The organism is uncultured Catenibacterium sp. (genome assembly GCF_900540665.1).
Classification (GTDB): domain Bacteria; phylum Bacillota_I; class Bacilli_A; order Erysipelotrichales; family Coprobacillaceae; genus Catenibacterium.
In genome coordinates this window covers 1-17,197 of the sequence record NZ_UQGV01000056.1, presented here as the reverse complement: position 1 = coordinate 17,197, position 17,197 = coordinate 1, and the positions used below count along the sequence as shown (strand labels likewise).

Sequence of the window (17,197 nt, the reverse complement as noted above, 5' to 3'; positions counted from 1 at the left end):
GGCGCAGAATTAGTGATTTTTCCTAGAATTGACACTTTTTCTCGTCTACCCTATTATAATGATAGAGAGGTGATTCATGATGTATAGCGCAATTATTCTATGTGCAGGAAGTGGCAAGAGAACAGGTCTTGGCTACAACAAGATGTTCTATCAATTACAGGGAGAAACTGTTTATGAAAAGACAGTGAATGTCTTTTTACATGATAAAAGATGTGAAGAAATTATTATTGTATGTAAGAAGGAAGAACAGTCACATTTCAAGAAATTATTAAATAAAAAATGTATGAAGTTTGTAGAAGGTGGAAAAGAAAGACAGGATTCTGTTTATGAAGGACTGAAGCATGTCACAAGTGATTATGTGATGATTCATGATGGTGCAAGACCTTTTGTGAAAAAGGATCTATTAGATCGTTTAGTAGTAGGTATGGAAGAACATAAAGCCGTTCTTGCGATGGTCCCATGTAAAGATACAATCAAGCGTGTCAAGGATGGTAAAGTAGTAGAAACACTCATTCGTTCTGAATTGATGCAGGCCCAGACACCACAGGCTTTTGATACAGTTCTTATTAGAAATGCGTATAAAGAAGCTCTTGAAAATAATATCCAGGCAACAGATGATGCTTCTATGTTAGAATTACAGGGTAAAGATGTCTATGTTGTAGAAGGTGATTATGATAATATCAAAATCACTACAAAAGAAGATCTGAAATAAGCCCGAAATAAGTAAAAAAACTTCGATTTACCATTGCTTTTTTGATTTTCTTGTGATAGTATGAACGAGCATGTAAAATATTACTGCCTGTCTAGAAGTATTCTAGACCGTTAAGACCAAAGGAGGTAAAAAAAATGAACAAGTATGAAATTATGATGATTTTAAAACCTGACTTAGAAGATGATGCAAAGACTGCAGTATTAGATGGTTTTAAAGCAATCTTAACTGAAGGTGAAGGTGTTGTTGACAACGTTGACACTGAAAAGTTAGGCTTACGTGAATTAGCTTATGAAATCAAAGATTATACTAAGGGATTATATGTAGTAATCGATACTCATACAACTCCAGAAGCAATCGCTGAATTCGAACGTTTATCACGTATCAACCCAAGCGTATTACGTCACTTAACTTTAAGAAGAGACTAAGAGAGGTGAGGGCGAATGCTTAACCGTGTCGCATTAGTCGGAAGACTTACAAGAGATCCTGAATTAAGAAGAACAGGAAATGGTACAGCTGTTACAAGTTTTACTTTAGCAGTTGATCGTAACTTCTCAACAAGAGATGGTCAGGAAGCTGATTTCATCAACTGTGTTGTATGGAGAAAACCTGCTGAAAATGTTGCTCAGTATTGCAGCAAGGGTTCACTTGTATCAGTCGATGGTCGTATACAGACTCGTAGTTACGACAACAATCAGGGCCAGAGAGTTTATGTAACAGAGGTTGTCGCTGATTCAGTTCAGTTCTTGGAAACAAGAGCACAGAGAGAAAGAAATCAGCAGAGTGCACCAATGATGCAGCAGCCTACAATGACTCAGCAGCCTAAACAAAACAACAATGACTTCTATGATATGAAGACAGTGGATCTAGATAAGGATTTTGATGATTCAGTGAATTCATATGATATCATGGAAGACGATATTCAATTCTAACAGGAGGAAACAACAATGGCTTTCAGAAGACAGAGAATGGGTAGAAGAAAAGTTTGCTACTTCACTAAAAACAAGATTGATTACATTGATTATAAAGATGTTGAACTTTTAAAGAGATTTATCTCAGCTAACGGTAAAATCATCCCAAGACGTGTAACTGGTACAAGCGCTAAGTATCAGAGAAAACTTGCTAGAGCAATCAAGAGAGCAAGACAGATGGCTTTATTACCATACGTTGGTGAATAATTCTAATCTATGAACCTTGATGTAAATCAAGGTTTTTTTGTTTGTTGAGGATTTTTGATACTATATTGAATAATCTAACGATAAGAGATAATACTGCTGTTAATTAAGTGAACCACTCCGACTTATGTAAGTTTTTTGGGGGTCACAATGAACATCTGTTAAAAGTGTTCCGTGGAACGCTTTGGGAATGCTTTTTAAGTATCATCTCAAATTTAAGTGTTATATTCTATTTGTAAATTGGAAATCAAAAGACATCAAACGAAAAGGTAAGGATTGTCAGATTCTTACCTTTTCTAACTTGAGATATGCGTGTATTGGCTTCATTAAAGAAAATATAATTATGACCAGTGATAGTGATAGAACGAGATGGATGTTAAACGAATAATTTTAGTCGAAATTAAGTCGAAATCATCTATCTTAAATCTCTGAAATACAGTACGATAGTACTAAGAGGTGATTTTATGTTACTTAAACAAATGAAATATTTCATTACAGTTGTTGATTGTCATAGCTTTACAGAGGCAGCTGAACAATGTTATATATCACAATCTGCTATTTCTCAACAAATCAAATCATTAGAAAAAGAACTAGGTATTCGTCTATTTGAAGGAAACAAACGTCAGTTTTCTTTAACACCTGCAGGTGAGTATTTCTATAGACATGGCAAAGTAATTCTAGATGAAATAGAAGATTTCAAAGAAGAAACAATAAGAAGAGGAGAAGACCAGGAATTAAATTTGACTATTGGTTATCCTAAGAACTTTAGTACAATCAAACTTCATCTAGCTATTGTTGAATTCAATCGTCTCTATCCTGATGTGAATATCTCTGTAATAAGTGGAACACATGAAGAATTATTTGAACAGCTTATAGAACATCATATAGATATGAAAATAAGTGAACAAAGAAGAACTTTCAATGAGAACTACTATAACTATGATTTAAAGCATAGTGAATGCTTTGTAGAAATATCATCCATGAACCCCTTATCTCAAAAAGATATCGTAACAACAGAAGACTTAAAAAATATGTCATGTATTCTTGTTGTGTCTAAAGGAAAAGAAGATTCAGAAAGAGAATTCTATGAAAAAACATTGAATATATCAAGAAGATTTTTATATGCTGATTCATTAGAACAGGCACGTTTAATGGTTGTAAGTCAAAGAGGTTATCTACCTGTTGATCACATAGGGGACTTGGTTGAACCGATGGAAGGTATAAAAAGAATAAGACTACATTATAAGGGTAAACCTATTCAAAGAAACTACTTTGCCTGTTGGTCTAAAGAGAATACGAATTATTACATAGAAGAGTTTGTGCAAATATATAAAGATCTATTACATAAGTAAAACTTATGAAGATGATAAGGAATTGAAATTGTTTCAATTCCTTATTTTTTTTATTATATGGAGGTAGAAGCTTTTATATAGAAAGGGCAGGTAAAGAAGTAATGAAAGAAGTTATGATTGTTGTTGGTGCTGGTCAAATTAGTATGGCTATTATGAGAAGAATGGGCGCTGGTAAGAAAATTATTTTAGGTGACAAAAATATAGAAAATGCGAAGAATATTCAAAAAACAATGATTGATGCAGGATTTGATGTTGATATCATGAAAGTTGATTTATCAAGTAGAGAAGATATTCTAAAAACGATTGAAACAGCTAAAAGCTTTGGAAAAATCAAAATGTTGGTGAATGGTGCTGGTGTTTCACCTTCACAGGCACCTATTGAATCTATTTTAAGAGTAGATCTTTATGGAACAGCTGTTTTATTAGAAGAAGTAGGAAAAGTGATTGAAGAAGGTGGCGTTGGTATTACAATTTCAAGTCAATCAGGTTTTCGTATGAAACAACTTACAGCTTTGGAAGATGAACAACTTGCTTGTACACCAACTGAAGAATTATTAGATTTAGATATTTTACAACCTGAAAATATTAATGATACATTACACGCTTATCAATTAGCAAAAAGATGTAATGAAAAACGTGTCATGGCTGAATCTGTTAAATGGGGTCAACGTGGAGCAAGAATCAATGCGATTGCACCAGGAATTATAGTGACACCTCTCGCAATTGATGAATTCAATGGACCAAGAGGAGATTTCTATAAAAACATGTTCTTAAAATGTCCAGCTGGTAGACCAGGAACAGCAGATGAAGTAGCAAATGTTGCTGAATTATTAATGAGTGATAAGGGTGCTTTTATTACTGGATCTACTTTCTTAATGGATGGTGGTGCAACAGCATCATATTATTATGGACCTTTAAAACCAGAAGGAGGAAAATAAAATGAATGATTTTCAGTTTCAAAACACTACAAAAGTATATTTTGGTAAAGACCAATTAGGTCATTTACATGAAGAAGTATTAAAGCACGGAAAGAATGTTTTAGTCGTATATGGTGGAGGATCTATCAAGAAAATAGGGCTCTATGATAGAGTTATGAATGAATTAAAGGAACATGATATTAACGTATATGAATTATCTGGTGTAGAACCGAATCCAAGACATACTACAGTGAATAAAGGAGCACAGATCTGTAGAGAATACAATATTTCAGTTATTCTTGCAGCAGGTGGAGGATCTACTATTGATGCATCTAAAGCAATTGCTGCTTTAACACTTACAGATACAGATGATTTCTGGGATTTAGTAGAAAAGAAAGTATCTTGGAAGGATGCTCTACCTGTTATCGCAATGCCTACTATTGCCTCAACAGGTAGTGAAATGGATAAATCATGTGTTATTGCGAATGTAGACAAGAATGTAAAAAGTGGTATTAATGGAGATATTTTAAGACCTAAAGCAGCCTTTTTAGATCCTACGAATACATTCACTGTTTCATCATATCAAACAGCATGTGGTGGATTTGATATCATGGCACATCTATTTGATATGAATTATTTTGTGAACAGTGATAAGTATCCACTTCAGTTTAATGTGGTTGAAACCTTACTAAAAACAATACGTGAACAACTACCAATCGCATTGAAAGAACCAGATAACTATACAGCAAGAGCAACACTATTATGGGCTGCTTCATGGGCATTAAATAGTTTCTGTACATCAGGATATAAAACACAGGCACAATTACATGCTCTCGAACAATTCTCTTCTACATATGATATGACTCATGGTAAAGGACTTGCGATTATTACACCTAAATGGATGACATATTTACTGAATAAAGATGAAACTGTAGCAAATGACTTTGCCCGTTTTGGAATGAATGTCATGGGTATAAAAGATTTAGGTAATGACATGGACAATGCTCTTGCAGGAATCGCTGCATTACAAAACTTTATTAAAGTTGAACTTCATTTGCCTGTAACACTAAGTGAATTAAACATCACAGATATAGACTTAGATGAATTAAAAGTAAAAGCATGTTATGGACAAGATTCATTGCCAATGGCCTATCGTCCTTTAACGCAGGAAGACTGTTTAAACATCTATAAGATGTGTTTATAATCAAAGAAGACTTACATCTAGTAACTATTAATAATCAACCTAGACTATTTTTCTTGAACTGAGCGTTAAGTATTGAGAATGTAAATTCTATTTACAAAAAATTGAATAATAAATTAGAAAATGTAAATGGCTTTTCATTTACATTTTTTTATATTCCAAAACCTTTTAAAATTAATAAACTAATAAATGTGTGTTGGTTTAAAAATACAGTCAAGGTAAAAGTTATACGGGTAGTCATAAAAAAGAAGAACTAATCTTTTTTAAGATGTTCTTCAATTATTTCATTATCTATTTCACGATTAAGTTCCACTCTTTTTGCAACATCAATCTTATAATCTAGATTCTCTTGATAGTTTAGAGAAAATAAGCATGAATAAAGAATATTTAAAATAATATTCATGGATTCTAAAGAAGTAAATCCAGCTATTTTAGAAAATGATTTCTCTCGAGTAGAAATATTTAATGATACTGTTGCTAGATCAGATAAGCTATTTTTACCAAGACTCGTAATCGCAATAATCGAAACTTTATTTTCCTTTAAAAAATGAGCTGTTTTTAAAAGAGTTGGTGTTTCTCCTGAATAAGATAAACAAATAGCACACTCATCACTTGTAGTCATAATAGCATCTTGAAATTGATTATCCTGTATAGGTTCAATATAAGCTCTCTTATGAATACGATTTAATTTGAAAACAAACTCTTCACCAATGAAGTTTAAATTTGCGACAGCAAATACTTTAACAACACTCGCTTTTCTTAGAATTTGAACAGCGTTTTGTAAAGTATCGTGATGAATTAAAGAAGCAGTATCATTTGCACTTTCTATATGTAATTGGATTATTTTATGTGCAATCTGCATTATTGTATCTTGACTTGTAAAAGGATAATTAGAATCTATTTCTTGGAAGTGACTATTTAAATAAATCACTTCATCGAGAAATGCTTCTTTAAAATCAGACCATCCTTGAAAACCTAATTTATGAGCAATACGAATAACAGTAGAAGGGGCTGTATAGGTTTCATCACCAATCATTTTTGTAGAATAATTTTTGATTTGTTCTTGTTTTTCTAAAATAAAATGAATAATTGTTTGTTCATTATAGGAAAAGATATTTTGTTTCATTTTTTCTTGTAAAAGCATATTAGTACCTCTCTCTTTCATTATATAAGAAAAAAATTAAAAGGAGTAAAAAATGAGATTTTTAAAGCATTATCATGACAGTTATTTAAGCTATTTCTTAATGTACTTTTTCTTTTTCTTTAGTCTAGCATTCTTTTCAGGATTTATTTCAGTTTATTTAATGGATCAAGGATACAGTGCTTCGCAAGTAAGTTTTGTTGTTTCTTGTTCTTATATATTATCCGTCATTGTTCAGCCCTTTATTGGAAAACTTAATGATCAATATGAATCAAGATATGTTAATAGTATCTTATTGCTGGCTGCAGGAATGCTAGGAATTATCTTTATTTTTTTAAAGAATATTTATTTGATTACTGTTGCTTATAGCTTAGTTCTAGCAATCACCAATGGAACAAATCCAATTATTGAGAGAATGGCTATACTATCAAGATTTAAATATGGTTCGATTCGTGTTTGGGCAACAATTGGTTATGCAGTAGCTACAATCATAGCTGGATTAATTTATAAAAATATAGGACCTTATAGTCTTTATATTTTCTTCGCAATAGGAGAATTATTATGTGTCATTGGTATTTTAGGAACACATAGTATTTTACCACCTATAGAAAAAATAGTAGAAAAAGTCTCAATGACATCTGTATTTAAAATCAAGCATATTCCATTTTACTTGATTATTGTTTGTTTATTTTATGGTGTTACCAATGTGCATCATCTTTATTTACCTGCGATGTTAAAACAAAGTGGTTTACCAATAAATTATGTTTCTAATGTTATCTTTGTTTCTACTTTATCAGAGGTACCTGTTATTCTATTATCACGTTTCTATATGAATCGTTTTACTAATAAACAATTATTAATGAGTTGTTTTATTTTACTAGTTATACAGTTCTTTACTTTTAGTTTTATCTCATCAGTCATTCTTCAAATTATTATTGTATTTCTTACGAAAACCGTCGCAACTATGGCTTTTGTTATGATCAATTTAAAAATCATTTCAACAATTGTTGATAATGCCAGACAAAATAGTGCGTTATCACTTGTTTCTGCCTGTAAAAGTTTTTCATCGATTTTATTTCAGATGTCAGCAGGATATTTGATTGATTTTACTGGTTATCAAATGTTTTATTTTGTATTATTTATTGGCAGTATTATTGGAATGATTCTTGTTTTCTTCTTTAACGTACCAACAAATAAAGAGTTAAAAGTATTTCACTAGGAGGGTTTTATGTTAAAACGTTATAAAAACAGTTATTTAAGTTATTTTCTCATGTATAATTTCTATTATTTATCATGGGCCGTATTTTCAGCTTTAATCTCAGTTTATCTATTAGATAAAGGTTTTAAAGCGAGTGAAGTTTCACTTGTTGTTTCTACTTCTTTTCTAACATCTATGATATTTCAACCTGTCATTGGTATGTTAAGTGATTGCTTTGATGTTAAGAAAGTAAACTTTGTTTTATTTGGATTAGCTGCTTTAGGTGGATTGGCCTTTATGTTTGCAGATAGTTTAATTGCGATTATTATTGGTTATAGTTTTGTATTAACTTTAATTAATGGGACAACCCCAGTTATGGAAAAAATTGCTTCTTCATCACCTTATCAATATGGAAAGATAAGAATATGGGGAACAATTGGTTATGCGATTGGATCATGGCTTGCAGGAATGATCTATCAATGTATTTCACCATCGGCCATCTTTGTTTGTTTCATTATCACAATGACTCTTTGTATTATTGGTTTACTCGGAACAGAAACACCAGATGATTTAGCTCAAGAAAAAGAAGAAAAAACCAAAACGAGCACTCTTTTTCATAATCATAAATATTTGTATTATTTAGTCATTGCGTCTGTTTTCCAAGGTATTACAAATATGGCAAATACATATATTCCTGCCATGTTTCAAAATGATGGTTTACCAGTAAACATTGTTTCTACAATCTTGTCATTTGCGGTCATATGTGAAGCACCACTTGTTTTATTCTCACATAAATTTATGGATAAACTTTCTAATAAGAAGCTACTTATTATTGCTTATACAATGATTTCTATACAGTTCTTATGTTATGCCTTCAATGTTTGGTTACCCCTTAAAGTTTTTGTCACTTTAGTCACAAAGCATCCATCAGGTATGTTGTTTATTATGATTAACTTAAAAGTTGTTAATACACTTGTGCCGCAGGAACATCAAATTACAGCACTCGCATTTGTTCAAACATTAAGAAACTTAAGTTCAATTATTTTCCAAAATATTGCTGGACAAATCTTAGATGTTTCTTCTTATCAAGTCTTGTTTGCTTTATCCAGCATTATTATTGCGATTGGTTTTATCCTTGTATTCCTATTTAAAGTACCTTCAGGAAAAGATCGAAAAATATTCAATTAAAATATATTAAAAGGTTATTCGCGCTTGAATAACCTTTTTTGATACTAGTCTAGTGAAATATGTCTCTTTACTTTTTCTTCTGGATGAATATTATCTCTCTTTTTTCCAGTCATACTTAATACTTTAATTCTAAATACTTCAATAGCCCCAATCATCTTTGTATTGAATTTGAAGTCTTCTTCATGATAATGACGCATTAATACCTTTAACCCATGCATTTTCTCTTCTTCACTTAAGAACTCAACTTCACCATAACCAATCACACTCTCATATCCCATAGTACAGGACATTCTTTCATCATACAATATAATGTTGTGTTCACAATCCATCTCAAAAGAAACATTCTTATTCTTTCTCATAAGATCAATCTTCTTACCAATCTTTGCACCATGAAAATATAAATATAATTGATCATCCTCTAAATCAGTTCCAAAGTTAAGAGGAACGATATAAGGGAATGTTTCATCAAACATCGCAACTCTGCATGTATCACATTTCGTAATGATTTTCATCATTTCATCAAAGTCAGTTATTTCTCTATCTTTTCGTCTCATCACTAACACCTCTTTATTCAATTATAATACTTCACCATTAGATGCAATCACTTTTTTGTACCATTCATAAGAATCTTTCTTGCTTCTTTCTAATGTACCATTTCCTTCATTATCTCTATCCACATAAATAAAGCCATAACGCTTCTTCATTTCACCTGTAGTAAAAGAAATACAGTCAATACAACCCCAAGGTGTATAACCCATTAAATTGACTCCATCTTCTTCTACAGCTTTTTTCATCTGCTCAATATGTGCTCTTAAATAATCAATACGATAGGAATCATGACAACTGCCATCTTCTTCTTTCTTATCAATAGCACCAAAACCATTCTCTACAATAAACATTGGTAGTTCATATCTTTCATAGAATTGATTCAATACATATCTTAAACCTTCAGGATCAACAGCCCATCCCCAGTCAGTTTCTTTGATATATGGATTCTTAACAGAATGTTCACTAGAACCATCTGTAGTAGTAGAAACATCCCTGATAGAATTAGAATTAACTGTATTAGACATATAATAACTAAATCCAATATAATCCACAGTACCTTCTGATAAAGCTTTTTTATCTTCATCAGTAATATTAATATTAAACCTTTTTCTTTCAAACATCTTTAATGCATAAGCAGGATAATGTCCACGACACTGCACATCACTAAAGAAGAAACGATCATGCATTAACTGCTGTGCTAATAACTGATCCTTAGGAGAACAGCTATAAGGATAGAAAGGAACCATAGAAATCATATTCCCAATTAAGAAATCAGGATTAATCTCTTTACCAATCTTAACTGCCTTTGCGCTTGCTACTAAAGTATGATGTGCACACTGATACATGGCTTCTTCTGGATTATTATAATTTCCAAAATGAGCACCACTATTTGTCCAGCCATAAATATCATTCACAAAGTTCATCTGGTTATTGATTTCATTGAAAGTCATCCAGTACTTTACTTTATTTTTGTATCTTTTAAAGCATACTTCAGCAAACTTCACAAAGAAATCGACTGTTTTTCTGTTCATGAATCCGCCATATTCTTTGGCAAGATGATAAGGCATTTCAAAGTGAGATAATGTGATAACTGGTTCAATACCATATTTTAATAATTCATCAAATACATCATCATAGAACTGTAATCCTTCTTCATCAGGCTGTTCTTCATCACCTAATGGGAAGATTCTTGTCCAGGCAATAGATGTTCTAAAACACTTAAAGCCCATATCTGCAAACATCGCAATGTCCTCTTTATAATGATGATAGAAATCAATTCCAATATGATTAGGATAATACTTTCCTTCGATCACGCCATCAGTAATTTCTCTAGGCACACCATGAGCACCTGCAGTCATTACATCTGCAACACTTAAACCTTTAGTAGTATCTAGTACACCACCTTCAAATTGATGAGCAGCTAAAGCGCCACCCCATAAAAAGTCTTTGTTTAACATATTGGTCTCCTTATTTATATTTAATTTTGTAAGTTAAGATAATAGAAGCAAATACAAAAGTAATCGCATTTGCACCAATTAAGTTCATATCCTGAATCTTGATACCATGAATGATCCATAAGAATACACCTAATACAAAGGCAATATACATACCTAGTGAAATACCAGAAGTATCCTTTGTCTTAATAACCTGATAAGCCTGTGGTATGAATGAGATAGTAGTAAGAATTGCTGCGATAGTTCCAACCATTTTTAGTCCTCCTCTCTTCTATGACTCTAAGATAATGTATCTCAAAATAGTAATCAATATTTCAAGGAATGACCGGAATAGTGTGACAAAAACTCTTTAAAATATAAAAGAATGATGTCACAGTGTGACATCATTCATTCTCTGAATAATAGATTTTCGCATATAAATCATCTACTTCTTTTGCCTGTTTATAATCATATGAGAATAAGGCAGTGTAGATTAAATCAAAGATATATTTCAAAGAAATATAGAAAATCATATCTTTGAGGTTATCAAGTTCTCCATGATTGATTCCATATAACACATAAGGTGTTTTATGAGCTAAATCATTTGTATCATCCGTTGTAATCACGATAAAAGGAATATGTCTTTGTTTGAGAGTATCCGCGATATTCAATAAGTGTCTTGTCTTACCGAACTTACTTATAAGAATCACTGTATGATCACTTGTGACATTCAAACTGAACCAGAGCTGTCTATTTCCATTATGATATACATTCACAAACTTATTCACACTTGATAATATATGACTTCCATACTCACTAATAGCTGCATTCGCATCATTCGCAATAATATCAATATACTTATTTCTAGAAATCATAGTCATAACTTCATTAAACACATTTGAATTTAAATGTTCCTTTGTCTGGTTGATAATGCCTGTTTCTATTTCCGCAAGTTTATTCTTAATAGTATACAGATCTTCATTAGACATAATACGCATATTGGATAGTGTATATTTATTGAGCAGGCTATGGATACTTAACTTAAAGTCACTATAGTTTTTAAAGCCAATCTTCTTTACTAAACGAATGATTGCAGTAGGGCTGCTGTAAGTCTCTTTCGCAAGCTGATGTGATGAATAAGATGTAATCTCTTCACTATGTTCAATAATATACTGTATGATAAATAAATCATTTTCATTGAGTTTAAAATCTTTTTTAAACTGTTCTAGAATCGTAGGATGCATACTATCACCTCACCTCATTCTACCAAAATATAGAATTATGATGCAAACAGTTCATAACACTATCTTTATTTATTTAGCATGGTATACTGTTGTAGAGATATAAAGAAAAGAGGTTAGAAAATGTACGCAAAAAATACATGGGAAAAGTATAAGGACAATCTCAATGAAGTCATGGAATATAATGAAGGTTATAAAGATTATATTTCAAAAAACAAAACAGAACGTGCTTGTGTTAAAGACTCTATTCGTTTAGCCAAAGAAAAAGGATTCAAGCCATTAGACTCTTTTGAAACACTTAAGCCAGGTGATAAGGTTTATGTCAACAACAGAGATAAGAATATTGCTTTATTTGTGATTGGTAATAAGCCACTTACAGAAGGTATGAGAATCTTAGGCGCTCATATTGACTCTCCTAGAATGGACTTAAAACAGAATCCATTATATGAATCAGAAGGATTCGTATTAGCTGATACACACTATTATGGTGGTGTAAAGAAATACCAGTGGGTGACTATTCCTTTATCATTATATGGTGTTGTTGCAAAGAAAGATGGTACTGTAGTAGATGTAGTCATTGGTGAAGATGATAATGATCCAGTAGTAGGTATCTCTGATTTACTTATTCACTTAGCTGCAGAACAGTTAGATAAGAAAGCAGCTAAAGTGATTGAAGGTGAAAACCTTGATGTTACTTTAGGTAATATGCCATTAGTAGGTGAAGAAAAAGATGCTGTGAAGGCCAATATCTTAAAGCTATTAAAAGATAAATATGACATCGAAGAAGAAGATTTTGTATCAGCTGAAATTGAAGTTGTACCAAGTGGTAAAGCAAGAGATTATGGTTTAGATCGTTCAATGATTGCTGGTTATGGTCATGATGATAGAGTATGTGCCTATACATCTTTAACTGCAATTCTTGATATGGATGTATGTGACTATACATGCTGTACTATTCTTGTAGATAAAGAAGAAATCGGTTCAGTAGGTGCTACAGGGGCACAGTCTTTATTCTTTGAAAATACAGTGGGTGAAATGTTAGTGAAGATGGGTATTGATAGTTTTGTACAGACAAGACTTACTTTATCTAGATCAAAGATGCTTTCAAGTGATGTGTCTGCTGGTGTAGATCCATTATTTGTAAGTGTAAATGATAAGAAGAACGCTGCTTATTTAGGTAATGGTATTGTATTTAATAAATATACAGGTGCAAGAGGTAAGAGTGGAAGTAATGATGCTTCTGCAGAATATGTTGCGAGAATTCGTGCTGTGATGGATGAATCAAATATCCATTATCAGACAGCTGAACTTGGTAAGGTAGACCTAGGTGGAGGAGGCACTATTGCTTATATCCTAGGAAACTACAACATGGATGTTATTGACGCAGGTATTGCGGTATTAAATATGCATGCTCCAATGGAAATCGTATCTAAAGTAGACGTATATGAAACATATCAAGCTTATAAAGCATTCTTAAAGAATGCATAATGAAAGTCCACTACGGTGGGCTTTTTGTTTGTAAAAATAATCCTAAATTAGATTTCTGATATAGCGAGTATTGAAAAATAATTCCTAAATACACCTTGTTAATTGAAAACATCACTATCATTCATTATGCTATGAATTAAGGAGGAATAAAATAATGACTATTAAAGCAATTATGTGTGATATAGATGGTACACTTCTATCAAGTAAAGGATATGTCACAGACAAGACAGTAGAGATGATCAAGAAAGCAAGAGAAGAAGGAATACTCTTTGGCTTATCTACAGGAAGAGATGTAAATAGTATTCAGACATTCTTAAAGGATTGGCATATTGAAGGCTTAGTTGATCTAATTGTAGGTACAGGTGGTGCTGAAATCTATGATTATACACTTAATATATCTAAATCACAGTATCCATTAGATGGTGAATCTATTAAAGAAATTATTGAACACTTTAAAGATATGGATTGTAACTTTGCGATTACAGAAAATGGTATATTATATGCACCAAAAGATGATGAACATATCCAATTTTTATCAGAAGCAGATCATATCCCTTATAAAGTTGTGAATTACGATGAATATTTAACTGAACCAAAACCGAAGCTTATGATTATTTGTAAACCTGATTATATGGATAGAATTATTGAACGTTCACAAACATTCAAGAGTGATAAGTTTAAATCAGCATCACTTAAAACTGCAAGTGAACTCTATGAATATATGGATCCACGTATCTCTAAAACAGCAGGACTTATAGAAATACTTAAACTTCATGATATCGATCTCAAAGATATACTTACATTTGGTGATGCAGATAATGACTATGATATGACACTTAATGCAGGTATTGGTGTTGTAATGGCCAATGGTAGTGAAAAGACAAAGAGTGTGGCTGATTATATCACAGATGATAATGATCATGATGGTATTGGTAATTATATAGAGAAGTACGTTTTACACCTTGATTAAAACCAAGGTGTTTTTTGATTAATCTATGATACAATAATCAAGAGGTGATTTAATGAAACAATTAACACTTGGAATGGTGGCTCATGTTGATGCAGGTAAAACCACATTAAGTGAGTCATTACTCTATACAACAGGGACAATTAAACATCAAGGTCGTGTAGACCATAAAGATACATTTCTTGACTATAATACACAAGAAAGAGAACGAGGGATTACTATCTTCTCTAAGGTTTCTTCTCTTGATTATAAGAATAACCATTTCACATTTATTGATACACCAGGTCATGCAGACTTTAGTGGGGAAATGGAACGTGCATTAAGTGTTCTAGATTATGCGATTGTGATTATTAATGGGTTAGATGGTGTACAGGCACATACGAAAACTATCTGGAACCTATTAGAACACTATCATGTTCCTGCCTTTATCTTTGTGAATAAGATGGATTTAACACATTATACAAAAGAAGAACTATTGGACTCTTTATCGCAGTTATCTCCTCATATTGTGGATATGAGTTCTTCTGAAGAAGAGATTGCAGCACTTGATGAAGAGATGATAGAAGAATATCTAGAAACAGGTACTTTAAAAGATACATCTATCGCAAAGGCTATTTCTAATAGACATCTTTATCCACTCTATTTTGGCAGTGCACTAAAAAATCAGGGAGTTAAAGAACTATTAGATGCACTAGACCGTTATACATTAGAAAAAGAACCACAGAAAGAATTATCTGCGCAGGTCTTTAAAATTACGAGAGATGATAGAGGAGAACGACTTGCCTTTATTAAGATGACAGGCGGTAGTCTTCATGTACGTGATACAATCCATGATGAGAAGATTCATCAAATACGAGTTTATCAAGGTAATCACTATACTCTTGTAGAAGAAGCATCTCAGCATAATATAGTTGCCTTAACAGGTATCAAGAAACTTCAGGCAGGAGATTATATAGGATCAGGTCATGTCATTCATTCAACACTTAGACCTTCCATGTTATATTCAATTCAACCGTCCAAAGAAGCAGATATCAACCACTTTTTCTCTTCTTTAAAAGTATTAGGTGAAGAAGAACCATTACTTCATTTAAAACTCTTTGACTATCATGCTCAGGTTTCTTTAATGGGAGAAGTTCAGATAGATATTCTTAAACAATTAATGAAAGATCGTTTTAATGAAGAGATCACTGTGGATGAAGGAGATGTCGCTTATCTAGAAACAATCAAAGAACCAGTAGAAGGGGTAGGACACTTTGAACCACTACGACACTATAGTGAAGTCCATCTCTACTTAGAACCACTTCCTCAAGGATCAGGACTTGTCTTTGATAATCAATGTCAGAATAACTTAGAAGAGAGATATCAGAATCTCATCATGACACATTTACAGGAAAAAGAACACTTAGGTGTACTCACAGGTTCTCCTATTACAGATATGAAAATCACACTTCTAGGTGGTAAAGCTCACTTAAAACATACAGAAGGAGGAGACTTCAGAGAAGCCACTTATCGTGCTATTAGACAAGGTTTAAAAATGACTGAATCAGTTATTTTAGAGCCATATTATAAATATGAATTAGTCATTCCTACAGAAGCTTTGAGTAAGGTTTACTATGCTTTAGAAGACTATCCTACACCTACTGTAGTGAATGAGAATAATGATACAACAACACTTCACGGAGAAGCCCCCGTCTTATTCCTCACTCATTATCAAAAAGAACTTTTGACTTCCACAAAAGGAAAAGGACAGCTTTTCTTCTTAGATACATTCTATGCACCAGTAGAAAATCAGGAAGAAGTGATGACTAAATGTGATTACGATAGTGAATCAGATTTAGATAATCCTACAGGTTCTATCTTCTGTTCACATGGTGCAGGATATTATGTTCCTTATGATGAGGTAAGAGAAAAGATGCATTTACCTCTATATAGTGCAATGAAACAGGAACATACTTATACGCATAATCCTGTACATATTAGTGATGAAGAACTTAAAAGAGTATATGAACGTACCTATGGTCCAATAGACACAAAACTTGCGAGTGACTACTATAAACCTAAACAAGATCATGTATCTTCTAATACAGTACAGGTATTAGATGAATATTTGATAGTGGATGGATATAATGTCATCTTTGCCTGGGATGAACTCAAGGAACTTGCGAAAGAGAACCTAGGCAGCGCAAGAGATAAGCTTATTGATATATTAATGAGCTATAAAGGCTATCGTGGCTGTCATATGATCCTTGTCTTTGATGCTTATAAGGTGCCACAGAATAAAGGCAAGAGTCAAATGTATCATGATATGGAAATCGTTTATACAAAAGAAGGACAGACAGCCGATGCTTATATTGAAAGCATCACAAAACAGATGGCAGGACAATACAGGTTAGTTGTCGCAACAAGTGATAATCTTGAACAGAAGATTGTATTAGGTCATGGTGCTACACGTATCTCTTCAAGAGAATTACTTCAAGATGTCATCTCTCGTTCTAAAATTCAAAAAGAAGAATTTGAAAGAAAAAATCCCCAAATGCATAGTTACGCATTTGAGGATCTTAAGAAGTCTTAGGACTTCTTTTTTTATTATATAGAAAACCATACGCTATGCGTATGGTCCAAAAAAACTTTCAGAGAT

Annotated in this window: 17 protein-coding genes; 12 read left to right on the top strand and 5 right to left on the bottom strand. The window is 32.4% G+C overall.

Going from position 1 to position 17,197, the window contains the following annotated elements:
- Positions 1–79: 79 nt before the first annotated feature.
- From ispD to QZQ55_RS07880, 7 genes are all read left to right on the top strand, one after another.
- Positions 80–712: a 2-C-methyl-D-erythritol 4-phosphate cytidylyltransferase gene (gene ispD / locus QZQ55_RS07910; RefSeq protein ID WP_363128273.1), complete on the top strand. Its 633-nt coding sequence runs from the start codon at positions 80–82 to the stop codon at positions 710–712.
- Positions 713–846: 134 nt separating this feature from the next.
- Positions 847–1,137, top strand: a complete 291-nt coding sequence (gene rpsF, locus QZQ55_RS07905) for a 30S ribosomal protein S6 (protein WP_055234257.1) — start codon at positions 847–849, stop codon at positions 1,135–1,137.
- A 15-nt stretch (positions 1,138–1,152) separates the two neighbouring features.
- Positions 1,153–1,641 carry a single-stranded DNA-binding protein gene (gene ssb, locus QZQ55_RS07900; protein WP_295092006.1) on the top strand — a complete coding sequence of 163 codons (489 nt, stop codon included), beginning with the start codon at positions 1,153–1,155 and terminating at the stop codon, positions 1,639–1,641.
- Between the two features lie 15 nt (positions 1,642–1,656).
- Positions 1,657–1,887, top strand: a complete 231-nt coding sequence (gene rpsR, locus QZQ55_RS07895) for a 30S ribosomal protein S18 (RefSeq protein WP_006505606.1) — start codon at positions 1,657–1,659, stop codon at positions 1,885–1,887.
- 461 nt (positions 1,888–2,348) lie between these two features.
- Positions 2,349–3,236, top strand: a complete 888-nt coding sequence (locus QZQ55_RS07890) for a LysR family transcriptional regulator (RefSeq protein ID WP_295092003.1) — start codon at positions 2,349–2,351, stop codon at positions 3,234–3,236.
- A gap of 101 nt (positions 3,237–3,337) precedes the next feature.
- Entirely contained in the window at positions 3,338–4,174 is an 837-nt protein-coding gene (locus QZQ55_RS07885; RefSeq protein WP_270469412.1) for an SDR family oxidoreductase, read from the top strand.
- Position 4,175: 1 nt separating this feature from the next.
- Positions 4,176–5,357, top strand: a complete 1,182-nt coding sequence (locus tag QZQ55_RS07880) for an iron-containing alcohol dehydrogenase (protein WP_295092001.1) — start codon at positions 4,176–4,178, stop codon at positions 5,355–5,357.
- Between the two features lie 250 nt (positions 5,358–5,607).
- Here the strand turns inward: QZQ55_RS07880 and QZQ55_RS07875 are convergent, their stop codons facing one another.
- The gene (locus QZQ55_RS07875; protein WP_295091999.1) at positions 5,608–6,498 is read right to left on the bottom strand and encodes a MurR/RpiR family transcriptional regulator; all 891 of its coding nucleotides are present in this window, start codon (positions 6,496–6,498) and stop codon (positions 5,608–5,610) included.
- A 52-nt stretch (positions 6,499–6,550) separates the two neighbouring features.
- Between QZQ55_RS07875 and QZQ55_RS07870 the strand changes: the two genes are divergently transcribed.
- Together QZQ55_RS07870 and QZQ55_RS07865 are read left to right on the top strand one after the other, a co-directional pair.
- Positions 6,551–7,714 carry an MFS transporter gene (locus QZQ55_RS07870; RefSeq protein ID WP_195920489.1) on the top strand — a complete coding sequence of 388 codons (1,164 nt, stop codon included), beginning with the start codon at positions 6,551–6,553 and terminating at the stop codon, positions 7,712–7,714.
- A gap of 9 nt (positions 7,715–7,723) precedes the next feature.
- Entirely contained in the window at positions 7,724–8,881 is a 1,158-nt protein-coding gene (locus QZQ55_RS07865) for an MFS transporter (protein ID WP_270397912.1), read from the top strand.
- A 44-nt stretch (positions 8,882–8,925) separates the two neighbouring features.
- On the opposite strand, the gene QZQ55_RS07860 is transcribed toward QZQ55_RS07865, so the two are convergent.
- The 4 genes from QZQ55_RS07860 to QZQ55_RS07845 all read right to left on the bottom strand — a co-directional run bounded on the left by QZQ55_RS07860 (position 8,926) and on the right by QZQ55_RS07845 (position 12,107).
- Complete coding sequence (locus QZQ55_RS07860) at positions 8,926–9,435, bottom strand: pyridoxamine 5'-phosphate oxidase family protein (protein ID WP_295091997.1); 510 nt, start codon at positions 9,433–9,435, stop codon at positions 8,926–8,928.
- A 21-nt stretch (positions 9,436–9,456) separates the two neighbouring features.
- A complete protein-coding gene (locus tag QZQ55_RS07855; RefSeq protein ID WP_295091994.1) occupies positions 9,457–10,887 on the bottom strand; it encodes a 6-phospho-beta-glucosidase in 1,431 nt (476 codons plus the stop codon).
- Between the two features lie 10 nt (positions 10,888–10,897).
- Entirely contained in the window at positions 10,898–11,137 is a 240-nt protein-coding gene (locus QZQ55_RS07850) for a SemiSWEET transporter (protein WP_195920493.1), read from the bottom strand.
- A gap of 130 nt (positions 11,138–11,267) precedes the next feature.
- Positions 11,268–12,107, bottom strand: a complete 840-nt coding sequence (locus QZQ55_RS07845; RefSeq protein WP_295091992.1) for a MurR/RpiR family transcriptional regulator — start codon at positions 12,105–12,107, stop codon at positions 11,268–11,270.
- A 120-nt stretch (positions 12,108–12,227) separates the two neighbouring features.
- Here QZQ55_RS07845 and QZQ55_RS07840 point away from each other — a divergent pair, with 120 nt between their 5' ends.
- From QZQ55_RS07840 to QZQ55_RS07830, 3 genes are all read left to right on the top strand, one after another.
- Complete coding sequence (locus tag QZQ55_RS07840; RefSeq protein ID WP_117459098.1) at positions 12,228–13,592, top strand: aminopeptidase; 1,365 nt, start codon at positions 12,228–12,230, stop codon at positions 13,590–13,592.
- A gap of 154 nt (positions 13,593–13,746) precedes the next feature.
- Positions 13,747–14,562: a Cof-type HAD-IIB family hydrolase gene (locus QZQ55_RS07835; RefSeq protein WP_295091990.1), complete on the top strand. Its 816-nt coding sequence runs from the start codon at positions 13,747–13,749 to the stop codon at positions 14,560–14,562.
- A 52-nt stretch (positions 14,563–14,614) separates the two neighbouring features.
- Positions 14,615–17,131, top strand: a complete 2,517-nt coding sequence (locus tag QZQ55_RS07830; RefSeq protein ID WP_295091987.1) for a translation factor GTPase family protein — start codon at positions 14,615–14,617, stop codon at positions 17,129–17,131.
- Positions 17,132–17,197 lie beyond the last annotated feature (66 nt).